The organism is Brevibacillus nigriterrae (assembly GCF_049846925.1).
GTDB lineage: Bacteria > Bacillota > Bacilli > Brevibacillales > Brevibacillaceae > Brevibacillus_H.
This window is the reverse complement of record NZ_JBNCMT010000015.1, coordinates 22133-41176: the sequence shown is the minus strand read 5'-3', so window position 1 is coordinate 41176 and position 19044 is coordinate 22133. Positions and strand designations below refer to the sequence as shown.

General features: G+C 42.6%; 14 protein-coding genes. 3 read left to right on the top strand and 11 right to left on the bottom strand.

Features of this window, described 5'->3' with window-relative positions; all coding sequences use genetic code 11:
- From ACPW7N_RS12680 to ACPW7N_RS12670, 3 genes are all read left to right on the top strand, one after another.
- Entirely contained in the window at positions 1-1347 is a 1347-nt protein-coding gene (locus tag ACPW7N_RS12680) for a TrkH family potassium uptake protein (RefSeq protein WP_425651536.1), read from the top strand.
- A 133-nt stretch (positions 1348-1480) separates the two neighbouring features.
- Complete coding sequence (locus ACPW7N_RS12675) at positions 1481-2080, top strand: TetR/AcrR family transcriptional regulator (RefSeq protein WP_425651458.1); 600 nt, start codon at positions 1481-1483, stop codon at positions 2078-2080.
- 59 nt (positions 2081-2139) lie between these two features.
- Positions 2140-3543 carry an MFS transporter gene (locus tag ACPW7N_RS12670; RefSeq protein WP_425651457.1) on the top strand — a complete coding sequence of 468 codons (1404 nt, stop codon included), beginning with the start codon at positions 2140-2142 and terminating at the stop codon, positions 3541-3543.
- A 165-nt stretch (positions 3544-3708) separates the two neighbouring features.
- Here the strand turns inward: ACPW7N_RS12670 and ACPW7N_RS12665 are convergent, their stop codons facing one another.
- From ACPW7N_RS12665 to ACPW7N_RS12615, 11 genes are all read right to left on the bottom strand, one after another.
- Positions 3709-4305, bottom strand: coding sequence for a molecular chaperone TorD family protein (locus ACPW7N_RS12665; RefSeq protein ID WP_425651456.1), 597 nt, complete (start codon positions 4303-4305; stop codon positions 3709-3711).
- 20 nt (positions 4306-4325) lie between these two features.
- Positions 4326-7424, bottom strand: a complete 3099-nt coding sequence (locus ACPW7N_RS12660) for a molybdopterin-dependent oxidoreductase (protein ID WP_425651455.1) — start codon at positions 7422-7424, stop codon at positions 4326-4328.
- Entirely contained in the window at positions 7417-8712 is a 1296-nt protein-coding gene (gene nrfD / locus ACPW7N_RS12655) for an NrfD/PsrC family molybdoenzyme membrane anchor subunit (RefSeq protein ID WP_425651454.1), read from the bottom strand. Before nrfD ends, ACPW7N_RS12660 begins: the two co-directional genes overlap by 8 nt.
- Positions 8713-8755: 43 nt before the next feature.
- Complete coding sequence (locus ACPW7N_RS12650) at positions 8756-9658, bottom strand: 4Fe-4S dicluster domain-containing protein (protein ID WP_425651453.1); 903 nt, start codon at positions 9656-9658, stop codon at positions 8756-8758.
- A gap of 16 nt (positions 9659-9674) precedes the next feature.
- Positions 9675-9881 carry a twin-arginine translocase TatA/TatE family subunit gene (gene tatA / locus ACPW7N_RS12645; protein ID WP_425651452.1) on the bottom strand — a complete coding sequence of 69 codons (207 nt, stop codon included), beginning with the start codon at positions 9879-9881 and terminating at the stop codon, positions 9675-9677.
- A 265-nt stretch (positions 9882-10146) separates the two neighbouring features.
- Positions 10147-11481 carry a sigma-54-dependent transcriptional regulator gene (locus ACPW7N_RS12640; protein ID WP_425651451.1) on the bottom strand — a complete coding sequence of 445 codons (1335 nt, stop codon included), beginning with the start codon at positions 11479-11481 and terminating at the stop codon, positions 10147-10149.
- Positions 11482-11496: 15 nt separating this feature from the next.
- Positions 11497-13518, bottom strand: coding sequence for an ATP-binding protein (locus tag ACPW7N_RS12635; protein ID WP_425651535.1), 2022 nt, complete (start codon positions 13516-13518; stop codon positions 11497-11499).
- A gap of 50 nt (positions 13519-13568) precedes the next feature.
- Positions 13569-14570: an ABC transporter substrate-binding protein gene (locus ACPW7N_RS12630; protein ID WP_425651450.1), complete on the bottom strand. Its 1002-nt coding sequence runs from the start codon at positions 14568-14570 to the stop codon at positions 13569-13571.
- 180 nt (positions 14571-14750) lie between these two features.
- Positions 14751-16127, bottom strand: a complete 1377-nt coding sequence (locus tag ACPW7N_RS12625) for an SLC5/6 family protein (RefSeq protein ID WP_425651449.1) — start codon at positions 16125-16127, stop codon at positions 14751-14753.
- 153 nt (positions 16128-16280) lie between these two features.
- Positions 16281-17363 carry a 3-isopropylmalate dehydrogenase gene (gene leuB / locus ACPW7N_RS12620; RefSeq protein ID WP_425651448.1) on the bottom strand — a complete coding sequence of 361 codons (1083 nt, stop codon included), beginning with the start codon at positions 17361-17363 and terminating at the stop codon, positions 16281-16283.
- A 139-nt stretch (positions 17364-17502) separates the two neighbouring features.
- A complete protein-coding gene (locus tag ACPW7N_RS12615; RefSeq protein ID WP_425651447.1) occupies positions 17503-19041 on the bottom strand; it encodes a 2-isopropylmalate synthase in 1539 nt (512 codons plus the stop codon).
- Positions 19042-19044 lie beyond the last annotated feature (3 nt).

The following is a 19044-nucleotide window of genomic DNA, read 5'->3' as shown; positions in this document are numbered from 1 at the left end:
ATGGTATTACGATTTTTCAATGATATCCGGCATGATCCGCCGAAAATGCTGGTTGCTGGCTTTTTTCTGATCATACTAATTGGTGCTTTTCTTTTGCATTTGCCCATAGCTACAGAAAGTGGAGTACCTCTCTCCTGGATTGATGCTATATTTACAGCAACATCGGCTACCTGTGTAACCGGATTGGTTGTTGTCGATACAGGATCAACTTTCAGCACGTTTGGCGAAATCGTTATCCTGTCAATGATTCAGGTTGGAGGATTGGGGTTCATGACATTCGCCACATTCTTCGCCATGCTGTTAGGCAAACAAATTTCTTTACGAAACCGGTTGCTCTTGCAAGAATCACTGAATCAGATATCGATTGAAGGAGTCGTGCGTTTAGCACGGACATTGCTTATTTTTACCTTGATTGCCGAGGTGGTCGGGGGAATTTTACTTTCGCTGCGCTTCGCCTTTGATATGCCTCTGGGCCGTGCCATCTACTTCGGCTTTTTTCATGCTATTTCCAATTTTAACAATGCCGGTTTTGACCTGTTTGGCGAATTCCGCAGTTTGACAGGCTATGTAGACGATCCGCTGGTCAATATTGTGGTATGTTCGCTTATCGTTCTCGGCGGGATCGGATTTATGGTTGTTGCCGAACTGGTTGATTATCGTAAAAAACGCCGTTTGTCCCTACATACCAAGATCGTGCTATCAAGTACAGCAATTCTGATCATTCTTGGCACAGTACTTATCTTTATTGTTGAATACACCAATCCCAAGACCCTACAGCCACTAACCTTTATGGGCAAATTCTGGGGGTCACTCTATCAGTCAGTTACCGCTCGTACGGCTGGTTCCAATACGCTCAGTATTCCTGATTTACATCACTCTACACTCTTTTTGATCATTTTCATGATGTTTATTGGTGCGTCTCCCGGTTCAACGGGTGGTGGTATCAAGACGACAACCTTTGCAACACTGCTCGGGGCTGTCTGGTCACAGTTTCGCGGAAAAGAAGACGTCATTTTCTTCCGCCAACGAATTTTGCCAATCATGATTTTCAAATCTCTGACTGTAACGGTTTGTGGATTGTTCATCGTAACCTCTGTAACGATGCTGCTTAATTTTACAGAGCAAACAGACGATTTTCTGATGATCCTGTTTGAAGCAACGTCGGCTTTTGCTACAGTTGGATTATCCATGGGGCTGACACCAGAGCTGTCACCCTTGGGGCGCATCATTATCACGCTTGCCATGTTTGCCGGAAGGGTGGGCCCTCTTACCATCGCATTTGCCCTTGCACAAAGAAAACAGAAAGAATACTACCGTTATCCAAAAGGAAAGATTATGATCGGATAGCTGATGAAACCTCATCAAACTTTGTTTTGATGGGGTTTTCTTTTTGGATATGTCATTTTTCTGATTGACCAAAGACCACTTGGAAGGGTACGATATACCATGTTAGTGACCGCTAACATCAGGAGGTGGATAAATGGAGAAAGAAGTTGAATTTCAGCACTTGTGCACTTATGATAAAATCCTGCATGCAGCACTTGCGTTGATGTCAGAAAAGGGGTACAGCCTTGTGACAACCAAGGAGATCGCCCAACATGCGGGTGTTAGCGAGATGACACTCTTCAGGCATTTTGGAACCAAAAAAGCCCTCTTTGAAAAAGTGGTAGGCCGATTCTCTTACGGGGAACATATTCATAAACTCTTTGATGAACGACTTACGTATGACCTAGAGGCCGATTTGTTGTTGATTAGTGAGACCTATCATCGAATCATGCACAACAATAAAGAGCTTTTCCTTCTCTCTTTCAAAGAAGGGCAAATGCTGCAGGAACTGGAAGCGTTCTTTCAGCGAAATCCGATCATGCTGAAAAACTTGCTAATTGAATACTTCAAACAGATGCAACGGATGGGGAAAATGCGGGAAATCGACCCTGAATCGACTGCTATGACTTATATTTGGATGAATTATGGATATTTTCATTCGACTACCCGTTGTGGGAAAGCCATAAGCTCGATCGATGTTCCTGCTTTTGTGCAACAAAGTGTTCGCATATTTTTACAGGGGGTACAGCCCTGATCATTTTGATCGTTTTGTTAGTTAGTGCTAACAAACATATCTATCGAGGTGAAGCAAAAATGAAAGCAGCAGCCATGCCTGCCCAACGTCCTTCTATCAAAGAGGGTTCCGTCTCAGATACTGCCAAGAAAAAAATCATCCAGGCACTATGTACGATCCTGCTGTTTTCCGTGATGAATGCAACTATGTTTAATATCGCGCTTCCTGCCATCGCTACCCAGTATCAACTGCTTCCTTCTCAGGTTGGCTGGGTCGTTACTGGTTACATCATCATTTACGCACTGGGATCTCTCACGTATGGAAAATTAAGCGATATTTACCCGATGAAAAAATTGCTGACAATTGGTCTTATTCTTTTTGCCGTCGGTTCCCTGATTGGTGCACTTTCCACCACATACTGGATGGTTCTTGCCGCTCGTTTGATTCAATCTGCAGGGGCATCTTCCATTCCTGCGCTTGCCATGCTTATTCCTACGAGATACTTCCCTGTCAGCGAGCGGGGAAAAGTACTTGGCATCATCGCTTCTATGATAGCTTTTGCTTCAGGTGTTGGTCCCATTGTGGCTGGTTTCATTACAGGTACATTGCATTGGAAGTTTCTCTTCCTGATTTCATTGGGCGCACTTCTGACCTTGCCGATTTTCCGAAAATACCTGCCTGATGACCAGCAGTCAGGCAAAAAGCTGGATGTCGTCGGAGGATTGCTATTTGGCGGAAGTATTGCCTGCGTACTGGTATCCATTACAAACTTTCACTGGTTGGTTCTGCTTGCAGGCATTTTGCTTTTTGTTCTCTTTTTGTTCCGGCAAAATCAGGTTTCGAATCCGTTCATCCAGGCAGAAATATTCTCTATCCGTACCTACCGCAATACATTGATCGTCAGTTTTATCACCGGGATGGCCGCCTTTGGTACCATGATCATGCTGCCGCTCATGCTGACTCATGTGAACCTGTTGAGCCCGAACTGGATCGGACTCGTCTTGTTCCCCGGTGCTATGAGTGCAGCCATTATGGGTCGAGTTGGCGGCAAGCTGGTTGATAAAATCGGCGGTGTGCGAGTTGCGAGAATCTCCCTTTTGCTTCTAGTAGCAGGAACCTTCCTCTTGTCTACTTTTTCTGGTTATGCAGCATTCGTGATTGCTTTATGCCTAATGGTTGTCTCTGTGGGCCAATCCTTCGGCCAATCTTCCTTGGCTACGCTTGTCTCTACATCGTTGCCAAAAGAATTAACAGGGGTAGGGATGGGGATTTACTCCATGATCAACTTTATGTCAGGTGCATTTAGCGGAGCAATGATCACCAAAATTCTGGACTTCCCTGTTTCAGAGCTTGCGCTAAATCCGCTTGGTTTACACGGACCTGGCGTCGTCTATAGCAATGTATTCCTTGGATTGTTCCTATTGGTTCTGATCAATCTGCTCTTCTTTACCAGCTCCACCCGCAAGCTGGTCGCACGTAAATAGAAAAACACTCGCAGCAGAAAGTGGACAGTGGTCAAGACCCCGTTTAGTGGACAGTAAACTTCTGACCTTTCTTTGCTGGCATAAAAATGCACCCCCTAAAGTTTTCATCCGTAACCATAGAGGTTTTTCCAATGTCTACTTTAAGGGGTGCAGATCAACTACTCATTAAACCACTAATAATAATTCTTTCCTTTTTACTGTGTGACAAAAGTAATTCAGAAATTCTTTAATAAACGGATGCCTCACACGATTTTCCGCATATTTTTGCATTGGCTGCAAAATAGGATAAAGATTTTCCCACAATAGTTCCTTTTTTAAAGTGCCCAACTCCGTGGATAATTCTTTATCTAGACTTTGAGCTGCTTTAATTTCTTCCTGCAATAAAGAACTGATAAACGCCATCAAACATCCAACATGATCTGGATAGAGATTATTCTCTAGCGGATAATAAAATCCCATTTTTTCATAGTGTCCTATTAAACAAAGTAAGTTTTTCTTGCTATCCTCCACCGCTGCCCCATTTTGGCTGCTATACGAGGAAATATAGGGAGGAATGAAAAAAGATCCAGGGATGGAAAAGTGATTGTCATACCAGATTTCTACTTCTTCTCGATGGTAAAACGGATGAAAGGGAAACTCATTTTTTACTATTTCCGGCATTTCTTTAAATATCGTTTCATAACGTTCCCAATCTCCGAGCCAAATAGCCGACAAAATATTGGCCAGTGCTAAGCTGCCTTGAAGTTCCTCTACTGCCTGCATTTCCATATCCCCCCTTTGGATTACACTTTCTTCACGTCAACATAAACATTTTGCTGGGCAGGACCGCCGACAATCAAATCTGCGAGAAAGCCTTCAAAATAGCTTGAGTCTTTATCCGCTAACGCATTGACGGAAAACCCTCTTCCCCGTTCCTTTGCATAACCGCTTTCCTCATGAAGCGGAACATTTGTGTCAAACGGAAGATGCCCGTATTTTTCAGTCTTCTTTACTATACTCCCATCAATGTTTACGTCTTCTGCCCCATTTGCGAAGTTGCCAAAGTTATAGTTCGCACCAAGCACCCCAGGCTTAATTCCCGGCGTCACAAGGGCAATTCCTTTTACTTCCGCACTTGTTGATGTAATCAAGACGGTATCTCCCGTTTTAATGCCTTTCTTATTAGCATCGACCGGGTTTATCCACAAATAATTTTCCGGACGAATCTCTCTTAACCATGGATTGCTTTCTGTGCGATGGGTTGCCATATTCCTCGATTTCCAATTAATAAATTGAAACGGTTTAGGGGGAGTATAGACCTCGCCATTATAAAGTCTGATTTCATCTGCAATTGGAACACCTTCGAAGAACTTACCGGTGTAGGCGCTCTTAAAGCCTGCTGCCTTTTCATCATAAAAATGAACTAGATTTTTAAATTGATATTTAATATGGTTGCCAACATATTCATCCCCCAGCGGTTCGTATCTTCCTCCTCGGTTAAGGACAAAAACGACTTTTTTCCATTCCTCAGGTTTCACAGCATTTTTTAAAACATTTAGATCAAAATACTTGCCTAGTGCTTTCTTTCTCGCTTTCTCAAAAATAGCCAGTTCTTCTGCATTTGCATCTTGGACCGGTTTTTTGCCATCAAAAGCGATATTGGCCACACGCTTCAGATAATAATCCTCTGGGTAATGAAGACTTGAGCCATCGGCAAATGCATGATCCCCAACTCCCGGCAGCCCCATTCCTTTCAGTAAATCGATATAAACCTGCTCAGTCGGCCGGGCATCAGGTACAATACGGGTTACTGGCTGGATTAGACCGGCAAATTTATATTTTAAGATAGGGAAGATTTCGTCAGCATTCCAGCTTTCCAAATAGGATAAGTCAGGTAAAATAAAATCCGCATACTTTGATGTTTCGCCAATCACAATATCCGATGATACGACGAGTTCGACTACTTTTTGGTCGCGAATGAATTTTTCCTGCATATCCGATCGTGGACCTGACATAATCGGTGACGTACGGTTTATGATCATGGCACGAATTTTATAAGGATATCCTTCTGCTGCACTTGGGAGTACATCATGAATTAATTGATTTCCAAGTGGATACCATGGACGCTTAGCAGGATAGCCGTCCCGGGCAAAAACGGAAGTCTTTTCATACGGGACTTTATGCCTTGTAAGTGGAATCCCCCATGCTTTATTCGCATTTGGTACAGTCACCAAATCATAGCGTCCTTCGGTGGCTTTAAACTTCGCACCCATTGAGGTGTCCCCACCCTTCCAGTCATGATTTCCGACTAAATGGTTTAACATGTTGATGGCACGAACGCTGTAATAACCATTAGCATGCATGGCTGGACCGCGATAGGAATGAATCCCGACTTTTTTTCCATGTGAAGTAAACTCTTTAGCGATTTCACTAATTTGTTCGATTGGAACACCACATTGACTTGAATATTCTTCCAGTGATTTTTCGAATACTTTTTCTTTAAAAATACGAAAAACAGATTTTACTTTGATTCCATTAATCGTGGTATTAACATCAAGATCACCTTGACGAGCATTGGTATTCAAGACAGGCTTGCCATTTTCTAATACGATAAATTCTTCTTCACCAAGACCTAGATCTTTAGCCCGCAAAAATGGTCGCTTCTTATTACCAATATTCACCAGATAGGTGGCATCGCTCCAAGTTGGTTCATCGTCCAGCTCAGCTTCTTTGCCATTGGGATTTCGTAAAAATTGATCATCATATCGATGATTTTCAATAATCCAACGGCACATGGCAAGTGCCAGTGCACCATCTCCACCCGGTTTAACAGGAACCCACATATGCGCTTTCTCCGCTGTTTTACTGAAGCGCGGGTCAATCACAACCATTTTCATGCCACGGTCGATGGCATTTGTTATTTGCGGGGCAAAGGTTGTCGGACCACGGTTAGCGGTTAATGGGTTCGTTCCCCAAACAAGAACAAACTCAGCATTTTCATAATCAGGAATCATCCTTTTCTTTTGCTTGGTCGCTTCATGTGAGCGGACATTTCCCACCACACTTTGAATTCCGCAATAACCGCCATGTTCATAATAGTTTATTGATCCAATACTTCCACTGCTCAATCTCTCAATAAATTCTCGACGATGTCCAGACATGACGACAATCTGGTTTGATTTTGGTCCAAAATCAGGGTGATTCGTATCAATAAGGATTTCGTTATATTTTGAAGCGAACTCTGCTTTTGTCTTTTCTTTTTTCTTTACTTTTTCCCAATCAGCCATCACTTGAGCTTCCGGTGCATAGGCCCAGATTGCCTTTAATCCAGGGGTGCCAAGATCATTACTTCCTTCGAGGATCTCTTTATAGGCTTCTTCCCAGGTGATTGATTTCCAAACGCCGCTTCCCCGTTCTCCTACTCGTTTTAAAGGTTTTTGGATCCGATAGGTATCATAGGCAGTTTGAATCCCAGCCTGACCTTTCAGACAAGTTTTTGCTCCCCGGAAAGTGTGGCCTGTTCTTCCCAAATCACCGGTTCCTTTAATCGCATTTGTAATGGGGGTATTATATTGGATATGTCCAAACGGTACCATGCCAATCGGACTGTATTGATTTCCTGCAATTTTTCGAACAACTGAGGAATACGGACTATTAGCATTTCCGGCAACGACATAAGCTTTTATGGTACAACTGGCATTACACTGTTGACAGGAAGTGAAGATAATATCATCCGCTAAATAATCTTGGTAATCCGTACCTATTCCATGACGTTCATCGGTCCAAACCCCATTAACCACCTGTTTTACCGGACCAATAAACGCAGGACCTACAAGCGCAACCACACCTATTGTACCGAGTGCTTTCAGAAACCCTCTGCGATCTAATTTTTCTTTATTCATATTTACTCACTCCACTTTCATGAGAGTCTAGCTGCTCAATCGGGAACAGTTTTTCACCAAGTGTATAGATGATGAGACACATAGCCACAAGTCCAAATGTTGTCAACCACTCCGACAAGTTTGGATAATAGTTCCCAACTGGCATTCCTTCCAATTTAGGCATGATCAAGGTTGGGACAACCATATTAAACCTGACCCCCACAACACCGATGATCGTCATAATAGATGCTGTTAAGATCCAATTGACTGATAGCCTTGTCTTTTTCAAAAATAAAATGATGAGTGGGAAAACCATAGCCAGTCCCATTTGGAAAATCCAGAAGCTCCACCACCAGTTGCTTCCGGTTAATAACTTGATCGTTCCAAGTTCTTCATGTCCCAATCCATAAATTGCAATGAGAAATTCATACCAAACCATAATAAATTCAATTCCTAAAAATAAGGCTAGCATGCTGCCAAGCGAACGAACCATTGGAACATCTAATTCTTGTTTTTGTACTTTAGACTTGATAACATAAATCGCAATCGACAACGCGGTACCTGATACTAGCGCAGAAAGAATAAAAATGAGTGGAAATAACCCAGAATTTAAATAAGGTTGGGCTTTTACCACTGCGAAGATCGACCCGGTTCCCCCATGCACTCCAAATACGGCAAGAGGAATCCCGATAATCCCCATTATCTTCAACTTTTTTTTATCACGATCGTGATCGACTTCTGTGAATTCTTGCTTGTTTAAAGTAAGGAACCGATACAATTTACCTTTAAAGTCATTATTTTTTGCTAAAGTAATCAGATCTTTTCGCATGGAAAAATACAGTTCCGTCACTAATAACACGATATAAACAATATAAAAATGAATTTCCCATGACATCGTACTCATGACGTTCCAATAAATAATGGAATTCATAATATGGTCAGGCCGGCCGATATCTAAGAAAATAAAGGTAATCGCTGTAATCATACAGACAATAGCCGATAAAAGCGCTGATCGCCCGATTCTCTCATACTTTTCCATGCCAAATCCATAAATCATCGTTGAGAGTAAAAAAGAACCTGCACTCATTCCAATAAAATAAATATAAAACGCAACCCATCCTCCCCATGGAACGATGTTCGATAAATACGTCGATGACATTCCTTTTAAGAAATATCCGCTAATAATAGAGTATAATCCTACTCCAAAAACTAGGATTAAACATGCCCACCAGATTTTTTCAATCTTACCAATATGTTTTGATTGCTTATAACCTGGCATGTTTTCACTTAGACTCACTTTTGTTATCATATTTATCACTCCCATTTTGAAAACTGCTGCAAGTGACTGAGATTTATTTCAGATAAATCACTCGTGGCTGTGTACCTAATTCTTCCTTCAGACGAAACGCTCTCGGGCTAGCGGCAAGTTTAGAAACGACACTATTTGGATCGTTCATATCGCCAAAATAACGAGCGTCACCAATACATGTTTCCACACACGCCGGCTCTTCCCCACGCTGAAGGCGATGATAGCAAAAACTACATTTACGTACGGTTTCTTGCGGAATCTTTCCTTTTTTCCTTTCGCCGCGCTCCACCCCATATTCCGGACTGGTCAAATCGTTATATCCCATCATTTCCTGCTCATAGCCGTCACCAAAATCATAGGACCTTGCTCCATATGGACATGCAACCATACAATAGCGGCAGCCAATGCATCGATCGTTATCAATCGTCACAATCCCATCATCAAGCTTATAAGTTGCTCTCGTTGGGCAAACCTGTACACATGGCGGTTTATCACATTGCATACAAGGCCTTGGCAGATTCACTACCGAGATGTTAGGATAATCACCTGCAAGTGTTTCAAGAACAACATTGTATGACATTCCCGGCGGTGTTCTATTTTCCGATTTACAGGAAACGGTACATGTATCACAACCAACGCATTTTTTTAAATCAATGACCATGCCCCATCTAGGGCCAGTATCTTTCTTTTGCGTTGTTTGTGTAGAGATATCGCTGCTGGCGTATTGATCTCCAAATTCCTTCAATAACGAAGCTGAATAAAGATGATGAAAAGCTTCTATTTTTAAGGTTCCATTTATGACCTTCCTTGCATCTCTGGCCATATTTAAGCCCAATTTTGTATCGTAATTGCTTTTTGAAAGTTCTTTTTCTGCATCGGGCACGAAATGATCAGCAAGTTTGTCATATTCTTTTGGTTCTAACCCTTTTTTTGTCTCCAGAGCCATGATAGAAACTCCTCTCCTATTTTGTGAGTGTGTCGGAAAATTCCTTCGGTTCCATTTTTACATCCTCTAATGCATCACTTGTTAGTTCACGGGTTGACTTCTTAAATTCTTTTAAGGTTTGACCAAATGCCCGACCCATTTCCGGGAGTTTTTTTGGCCCAAAAATGATAAGTGCTAACCCAAGGATTAAAATAAGCCCCGGGACACCAATACTGGATAACATACTGCCACATCCTTTGCTTTGTTGAGTTCACTTAGTATTAACGCAAGTATTGTGCCAATTTGTTTCTCTCTCCACTTCCGAGGAAATCCTTTGGTTCAATCATGGTCAAGTGTTGATATATCAAGCGATTCATTCTTCTCAAAAAAAAAAAGCGCAAAAGGAATGTTTCCCCTTTGCTGCTTTTTTTGACAATTTGTCTATGATAAGTGTTTTTATATGCCATTTTGTCAAATCGGTTTATTTTTGTGTGATCCCTCTCAAACGATCATTCTTTTAATCCGTATTGTTCAATTTTTCGATATAAATTCCGTAAACTAATACCAAGGATCTCAGCCGCTTTCGTTTTACTCCATTTCATCCGCATCAGCACATGACCGATATGTTCCTTTTCTACTTCCTCCAATGTACAAAGTTCCCCTTCTTTCAGTTGTCCTTCTGAAGACTTTTGTGTTGGCAGCAGCAAATCAGCTGCTTCAATTGTACCGCCGCTCGATAATAACCGCCCTCTTTCAATTAAATGGTTGAGTTCTCGCACATTCCCTGGATAATCATATTGCTGCAAAGCTGCCAAAGCATTCTCTGATAAGGCTTTTACAGACGACTTCTTTTGGTCCATAAAGTATTGGATTAATAGTGGAATATCTTCCTTTCGTTTGCGGAGAGGGGGAATCGTTAATTTAACGACATTTAATCGGTAAAACAAGTCCTCACGAAAATTTCCCCTACCCACTTCTGTTTCCATATTTCGATTGGTGGCTGCAACTACACGGACTTTTACTTTTCTTTCTCTTACATCCCCTACACGACGAAATTCACCAAGTTCAAGGAACCGCAGCAACTTTATTTGTAAGGCTAAAGGCATTTCACCCAGTTCATCCAAAAACAATGTTCCACCATCAGCTGCCTCAACAAGCCCCTTCTTCTCTTGGTTTGCTCCGGTAAAGGCACCTCTAACATGCCCAAATAATTCACTTTCAAGAAGCTGCTCCGAGAGGGCTCCTGAGTTCACAGCGACAAACGGCTCTTCTCGTCGACTGCTCCAATAATGCAAAGCTTTAGCAAACAGTTCTTTTCCTGTTCCACTTTCTCCCTCTATTAGTACAGGTATATCACTTTCCGCAATGCTGCGGGTTAAATGAATAACTTCCTTAAAAACAGGACTTTCACCAATAATCCTGAAATGATTCTGTTGCTGGATAATTTTTTTCATACTGTCATTTTTTGCTTTAAGTCTCTTATTTTCCTCAGCCTTTTTAATGGTTAATTCTAACTCTGACAAATTGTAGGGCTTCGTTAAATAATCGAATGCACCTAATTTCATCGCTTCAATCGCTGTTTCTATTGTCCCATGTCCCGTTAGCATAATAATTTCTGTCTCAGGCGCGATTTTTTTTGTTTCCTTTAACAACGAAATTCCGTCCATCTTAGGGAGACGAATATCATAAATAGCAATATGAAACAGTTGCTGTTTTAATAACGCTAATGCATCCTCAGCAGTTTCCGCTGAATGCACCTCATAACCTTGCCGCGAAAGTCTTTTCACTAGAAGACCTACCAAATCATTTTCATCATCGACGATTAAAAGTCTTGTTCCATTCATGGGAATCACCTTCCGTTACCTTTTTTTAATGGGTATTCGGACTTTTACAGTCGTTCCCACTCCTACTTTACTTTCCACTTGGATCGTTCCACCTAATTCTTCAATAATGCCATAACATACCGATAACCCCAGGCCGGTACCTTTTCCAACTGGCTTTGTCGTGTAGAAGGGATCGAAGATTTTCCCCAACACCTCAGGCTCCATTCCACAACCGTTATCCACTACCTGTATACACAACAGATTTTGTTCTACTCCGACAGAAATCGTAAGCTGTCCATCATTTTCCATTGCATCAATTGCATTATTGATTAAATTGACGATCACTTGCATTAATTTTAAGCTATCTCCTAATAGAGCCGGCAAGTCATGCGGAAGATCAGTACTTAGCGTAATTTGCTTCTTTTTCAATGTAGATTCGACTAGATGAATACTGTTAGCAATCGTTTCATTTATATCTAAATGAGTCATTGTCCAATTTGATTTTCTAGAAAAATTTAATAAATTACTCGTTATCCGTTTACATCTTTCGGTATTTTCTTTAATTTTCGTTAAATATAACGCCATTTCTTCTTCATCTAACTCTCCATCTTTTTGTTCCAATCGGTCAATCAAATCCTCCGCGAATACATTAATCGTAGCAAGCGGATTGTTTACTTCGTGAGCAAAGTTCGATGCCATTAATCCAAGCGCACTGAGTTTATCCGTTTGGATCATTTTTTCTTCCATTTGCTTTTGCTCGGTTATATCTTCAATAACAATTAAGAACTCTCCCTCCCCTTTCATCGCATGATTCAGTGGAAAAACCCGATGGTTAAAAATTCGTTCTTCTCCATTTTCTCCTTTGGTCTTTATAATGGAGTTCCCGTTCGTATCAAGTTCTGGGGAGGTGATGGGACAATCTTCACAAACTTCCTTTTTCCCCCCTAACAATGTAAAACATGGTAATTGTACACCTTGATTATGAATCCATTTTTGCAGCAAAGGGTTCATCCAAGTTACCTGATAGTCTTTCCTTACAAGTGCTAAGCCTGATTCAATTCCATTGACAACAACACTTAGTCTTTCTTTTTCTTGTTCCAGCCTAAGTGACTTTTCTTGAAGTTCGTTGCTCATTTCATTGAAAGATTCAGCAAGTTTCCCTAATTCATCCTGGCGGTTTAATTGAATGGGAACTGGTTTCCTTCCCGTTTTTAAATAATTCATCCCTTTATCCAAATAGATGATCGGTGTAGTGAAATAGAGCCCGGCGTAGACACTGATGAGGCTGACAATAATTGTGACGATTGCCACGGCATATAACCCATTTCTGAACAGATGATTGATCGGTTCGTACGCCGTAGATGCAGGCTGCTCCATCACTAGTGTCCAGCCTAAGTTGCCAATTTCAGTTTGAACACCAAGGACATCCCGGTTATCTAAATCCGGGAGTTTTTTCCATAATTGACTGTAATCTTGATGAGCAATCACTTTTCCATCTTGGTCCAACAGATATAAATAGCTAGAATACTCCTGCCTAAGTGATGAAATTTTACCAATTATTTTTTGCAGCTGAATGATGGCCCCAATCCCTTTTTGTTTTCCGTCCTCGATAAACGGGATCATTACCTTCATAATCGGTTGTCCGAATTGATTAAATTCAACCTTTCCATAGGTTTTACTCTTGGATTGAAAATCAGACCAGAGGGTATCTGAAAACCACTTTTCACCATGAAGAGGAATATTTAAATTAGTGCGTGATATCTTTTTTTGGACATAGCCCGAATGATCCGTTATGACAATTTCCTCTATTGACTCATTTTGCTGTAAGAGGTCATAAAAGATGCTTTGCTGTTTCCCCTGTTGCTTAAAGGCAATAGCCATTTGCAATTGTCGGAATGTCTGGTTAAACTCCAATTCAATTTCACTTGATAGGTTCTCAAGAATTAATTTTTGGTTTTCTAGGATCCTATTTTCAAGTTCTGCTTTAACATTCGAATAATAATAGTAACTAATGAACAAAAGTGGCATAATCGACATCATCATTCCAAATACCAACACTTTTATACGGATCGGTTGGGAAGAGAGCCAGCTCCCAATTTTTCCTTCCATTAATTTGCCCCCTTCCGATCTGGATTAATAAATTCAGCTAAGTTTCCCATCTCATTATTTATCTCAATGTCAAGTTCAGCTTTGACTTTTGAATTAATAAAAAAGTGAATCGTATCTGGAAGTTCTACCGGAAGACCCGAAGGAGAATTCCCTTGGATAATTCGACTAACATACCTCGCAGCTTGATATCCTTGTTCCTCAAAACTAGCACCATAGCTTGCAAGAATTCCTTCTTCCACCTCATTTCCGTATATTCCCATTACAGGAACTTTATTTTCTTTGATTGTATCTGCTAATTCATTTGTAAGTGATTCCGTACGAAAGCTAGGCAAAATTAACAGTGCATCATTTTTTTGTACATTTCGACTGAAAAATAAGGTGAATTCCTGGTCACTTACATCGACAGGGATTACTGACAAAGATAGCCGCTTGGCAGCGACCATCGTATTTTCTAGGCTAAGCACACTGACTTTCATTTTCTTGTCATAGAGAACAAAGAACCTTTTGGCAGAAGGTACTAAATGATGCAAAAGCTCCAATCTTTTTCCTGATAGACTCGTATGATAGTTATTAATGCCTGTAAAATTTCCGCCAGGTGAACGGTAATCTTTAATTAAGCCAATCTCTTTTGGAGCTGCAACTCCGGCAAAAACGACGGGGATTTTTATATTCTGCTCTTCCATCTTTTTTTTAAGGGTTAAGGTTTCAATTCCTCCAAGCGTAACAATAAGGTCAGGCTTTCCTTTTATCAGTTCATCGATTATCTCTTGTAAAGTATTTTCGTTATCCATGGCATTTTTCACGTCAAATTGAATGGTATCTTTCTTATACCCAAGTTCATGCAAGCCTTTCTTCAGACCAGTAAGCTTTTCCATTCGACTCTTCCCCATCATGATTATTCCTACTTTAGTCGGAGGATTTTCACGATAACTAATATAATTATTTAATAGGACTGATATAATCACCACGATGAGAATAAAAAAATACCATCTTGTTTTCATCTGTTCTAACTCCTAACCTAGTGTTCCTTACACCTTCCCTTATACCATACTGAATATAAGGCCTATATTACCTATGTAAAAAGGATAATTATATGAATTTTAATGGACATAAAAATAGGGTCGTCCCTAAGTAACGGTAATGCTTACGTTCTTTGGGGGACTGACCCTTCTAACAAGATATTACTTTCCAATCCTCTTTGCCCACTTGCCGATAAGTAAACCTAACAAACTAACCGTTCCTCCGATATAAAATGGATCAATTCCCGTTACAGGAAATAACGTCCATGTCCACACAAGTGAACCGATAGGCGCTCCCCAGATGCTGAATGTTGCCCACCTAGGATCAACTGCTCCGAACTTCAACAAATATGCCATGATAGGAAAAAACAGCGTAACACCTCTCAATGTCATGGACAAAAACGCCCATTCCAATATCAATGAATTCTCACTGGTACAAACGATCAGGTAGGCGAGAAGAATGGAGAGGAAGATAAACAGACGGGACAATCCAAGTTTGTCCCTCTCTCGTCGGAATCTATCGGTATAGCGCTGGATCACATCCTGATTCATAATCGTGCCGATGCTTAAAGCTAAGGCTGCACCCGTCATGACAACCGAAAGCAAGATGACGCCATAAGCAGTTCCCCCTACCCAGGCAGGCGTATAGTCCAAGAAAAATTGAGTGATGGCATGACGCGGCGGCAATTGGGGATCTTGTTCATGCATAAACATGCCGATCCACGTACTCAACAAACCAAGAATGATAATGATCAATCCGGCAATAAAAGAGGCGTTTTGCGCATCTCTTGTACTCTTCGCTGCAAACACTGGCTGCAAGTATGCTTGTGTTGAAAAAATGCCGATCAACATCGCACCACCTTGCGCCCAAGCGGAACCCGCACCGTCAGGAGCCAAAGATAGTCTACCTTCCATGTACCACTTCTGATACGTAGAAATCGACAAATCATAAGCAAGATAGATTCCGGTTCCCGCTAGAAGGGTTACCAGCAGAACGGTTTTCAATGATCCAACCTGACTTGCCCCAATGAATCCTCCAAATAAAACATATGCCATAATTAACACGGCAGGAACGATCGCCAGGATAGCTACTCTCCCTTGTCCAAACATAGAAAGCATGGGAAGAGCAGCAAGAATTTGCGCAATTAATTGAATGAACATCCCAAGAGACAAAAAAATACTGGCTCCCAGTTGGGCTGTCTGACCATGCATCTTACCCACCAGTGCCGGAAGTGTCTCTACTTGCATATCTCGAAGTTGCCCTGCAAACACCCCAAGCAGGATAATAGCTACGCCTCCCCCCAGGGTAAACCAGACCGCCGTCAATCCATGGCGAAAGGCCATTTCTCCCGTTCCAATAATCGATGTTCCTCCAACAAACCCGCCAACCAGCGCCCCCATTACGGTACCTACTCGAAGTGTTCCGCTTGCATTGGTGAAATCACTCGCTCTATGAATTTGCCGTTTAGCAGCGATCCCTGTCCAAACCGTCAGCAACAATATCAAACTAAAACCGATGATAAATCCGCTTGAAACCATACCCTTCTCCACTTCCCGTTCATCATAGCAATAGATACGATTCTCAATGTATTCCGCAGCGATTACAAGCTAAATATCACAATGTCGCTTTTAAAAAAAGATATACCCTCTCTATTAATAGAGAGGGTATATCAATGCAACATTACTATATACCTATTGTCCAAGCTCCGTCAAGACAAGTTTTCCCATTTCTATCGTTCCGATCGCAGTACTTCGATCAACCGCAATATCGCCTGTGCGATGTCCAGCGTCCAACACGGACCATACGGCTTTCTCTATTCGATCTGCCGCTTCGTCAAGTCCCAGGGAATGTCGAAGCAACATGGCAGCTGACAGAATGGTCGCTAGTGGATTGGCGATTCCTCGTCCTGCAATATCGGGAGCTGAACCATGAACCGGTTCATATAAGCCGAAGCTTCCTTCCCCCAAACTTGCCGATGCCAGCATCCCGATGGAACCTGTTAACATCGCTGCTTCATCACTTAAAATATCCCCGAACATATTCTCCGTCACAATGACATCGAACTGTTTGGGCGCACGAACAAGCTGCATCGCACAAGAGTCAACCAGCATATGGGACAACTCCACATCGGGATAGTCCTGACAAATTCGGTCTGCCACCTTGCGCCACAAGCGTGAGCTTTCCAGTACGTTTGCTTTGTCAACAGAGACGAGCTGCTTTTTGCGTTTCCTTGCAATTTCAAAGGAGGTACGAATAATCCGTTCGATCTCCGCTTCATCATAGATCAACTGATCGGACGCAACTTCACGGCCTTGCTCGTTCGTATAGCGATTTTTTTCGCCAAAGTAGATTCCGCCTGTCAGTTCACGAACGACAATCAGGTCTACTCCTGCCACAATCTCCGGTTTGAGCGAAGAGGCATCTACCAGACTTGGGTGCATGTTCGCAGGGCGCAGGTTCGCAAACAAATGAAGTGCTTTGCGTATCCCGAGCAGTCCTGCCTCCGGGCGCAGATGCCCTGGATTCTGGTCCCACTTCGGTCCACCTACTGCACCAAGCAGCACCGCATCTGCTTCCTTGGCAAGTTTCACTGTTTCTTCCGGCAGCGGGGTGCCTTCTTCATCGATCGCCACCCCACCAATTTTTCCATACGTAAATTGAATGGTGACACCCGATTGCTCTGCTACTACTTCCATCACTTTGACCGCTTCTGCTACGATTTCCGGACCAATTCCGTCCCCTGGCAGAACAGCAACCGTATATGTTTTTTTCATCCTCATCCCGCTCTTCTTTCGTCAGTAATTTTGATGATTCATCCGATCGATTCCGGTTTCTTCACTCTTATCCCGTTTCTATTTCTGATCTCTTTTTCTGTGAAAAACGTCTCGACGTTTTTCATAATTCACAACCAAGTTACTCAGCGGCACTTGCTACTAGCGACTCTCCCCGCCGTTCAATGATTTTATTGATTGCCCTCACATAAGCGATTGCACTTGCTTCCAGTACATCTGTGCTGACTCCCCGCCCTTGAACGGAAAGTCCATCTTGTTGCAAGCGAACGAAAACTTCGCCCAATGCATCTTTGCCATGTGTAACGGAGACAATTTTATAATCAGTCAAGGTGACTTCCTCACCCGTTGCACGGTCAATCGCTTTGTAGATCGAATCGACAGAACCGTTGCCACAAGCTGCCTCTTCGTAAACCTGACCGTCGTTTCGAACCAGTCGCACACTGGCAGTTGGCATCGAGAGATTGCCATACGAAAGCTGAACGGACTCCAGTTTGTAGCTTTCTGTTCCTTCCACAAGCTTCGCATCAAGCAAGGCGAGAATATCGCTGTCGCTAACTTCCTTTTTCTTGTCGCACAGTTCCTTGAAGGCAGCAAATGCTTTATCAACCTCTTGTGCATCAAGCGTAATGCCCAATTCTGCAAGCTTATCCTTAAAGGCATGGCGTCCTGAATGTTTGCCAAGCACCAACAGATTGGACTTGAAGCCGACACTTTCCGGGGTGATGATTTCATAGGTGGTCTTGTTCTTCAACACGCCATCCTGATGAATTCCCGATTCATGTGCATAGGCATTCGCCCCCACAATTGCCTTGTTGCCAGGCACGATCATACCCGTCAAACGGCTTACCAACTGGCTCGTTCTGGCAATTTCCTTCAGTTGCAGACGAGTGGTTGCCTGATAGGCGTCTTTTCTCGTCTCCAAGGCCAGCGCCACTTCTTCAAGGGCAGCATTGCCAGCACGCTCGCCGATTCCGTTGATGGTTCCCTCCACTTGCGTCGCTCCCGCTTCAATCGCTGCGAGACTGTTGGCTACCGCCATCCCAAGATCATCATGACAGTGACAGCTCAATTTCACCTTATCGATGTTCGGTACACGGTTTCTCATTTCACGGAAGATGTTTCCATATTCATACGGCGTCAAATACCCAACCGTATCAGGTAAATTGACGATCGTCGCTCCTGCCTTGATGACAGCTTCCACTACTTCAGCGAGAAATGGAATTTCAGAACGGCCCGCATCTTCTGCCGAGAACTCAACCTCTTGGAAATACTTTTTGGCGTAGCTGACCGCAGCGACTGCTCTCTCCACGACCTGTTCTTTACTCATCCGCAGCTTGTATTCCATATGGATAGGCGAAGTAGCAAGGAAGACATGCAGGCAGGCATTTTGTGCCCCCCGCAAAGCCTCGTATGCCTTATCAATATCATTTTGATGAGAACGTGCCAGACTGACTACCGTTGCATGTTTGACTCGCTTTGCGACCTCTGCCACGGAACGTAAATCTCCTGGGGAGGCAGCCGCAAATCCGGCTTCGATCCTTGAAATGCCCAGTTTCTCTAGTTGCAAGGCGATTTCCACCTTTTCATTCGTGCTTAAATTGACACCGGGCGATTGTTCTCCGTCACGCAATGTGGTATCAAAAATCTCTATGGTTCGCATTGC

Excerpts from the sequence above, each read along its gene's own strand:
- ACPW7N_RS12680 (WP_425651536.1), top strand. The coding sequence starts at position 1 with ATGGTATTACGATTTTTCAATGATATCCGGCATGATCCGCCGAAAATG.
- ACPW7N_RS12675 (WP_425651458.1), top strand. The coding sequence starts at position 1,481 with ATGGAGAAAGAAGTTGAATTTCAGCACTTGTGCACTTATGATAAAATC.
- ACPW7N_RS12670 (WP_425651457.1), top strand. The coding sequence starts at position 2,140 with ATGAAAGCAGCAGCCATGCCTGCCCAACGTCCTTCTATCAAAGAGGGT.
- ACPW7N_RS12665 (WP_425651456.1), bottom strand. The coding sequence starts at position 4,305 with ATGCAGGCAGTAGAGGAACTTCAAGGCAGCTTAGCACTGGCCAATATT.
- ACPW7N_RS12660 (WP_425651455.1), bottom strand. The coding sequence starts at position 7,424 with ATGAATAAAGAAAAATTAGATCGCAGAGGGTTTCTGAAAGCACTCGGT.
- nrfD (WP_425651454.1), bottom strand. The coding sequence starts at position 8,712 with ATGATAACAAAAGTGAGTCTAAGTGAAAACATGCCAGGTTATAAGCAA.
- ACPW7N_RS12650 (WP_425651453.1), bottom strand. The coding sequence starts at position 9,658 with ATGGCTCTGGAGACAAAAAAAGGGTTAGAACCAAAAGAATATGACAAA.
- tatA (WP_425651452.1), bottom strand. The coding sequence starts at position 9,881 with ATGTTATCCAGTATTGGTGTCCCGGGGCTTATTTTAATCCTTGGGTTA.
- ACPW7N_RS12640 (WP_425651451.1), bottom strand. The coding sequence starts at position 11,481 with ATGAATGGAACAAGACTTTTAATCGTCGATGATGAAAATGATTTGGTA.
- ACPW7N_RS12630 (WP_425651450.1), bottom strand. The coding sequence starts at position 14,570 with ATGAAAACAAGATGGTATTTTTTTATTCTCATCGTGGTGATTATATCA.
- ACPW7N_RS12625 (WP_425651449.1), bottom strand. The coding sequence starts at position 16,127 with ATGGTTTCAAGCGGATTTATCATCGGTTTTAGTTTGATATTGTTGCTG.
- leuB (WP_425651448.1), bottom strand. The coding sequence starts at position 17,363 with ATGAAAAAAACATATACGGTTGCTGTTCTGCCAGGGGACGGAATTGGT.
- ACPW7N_RS12615 (WP_425651447.1), bottom strand. The coding sequence starts at position 19,041 with ATGCGAACCATAGAGATTTTTGATACCACATTGCGTGACGGAGAACAA.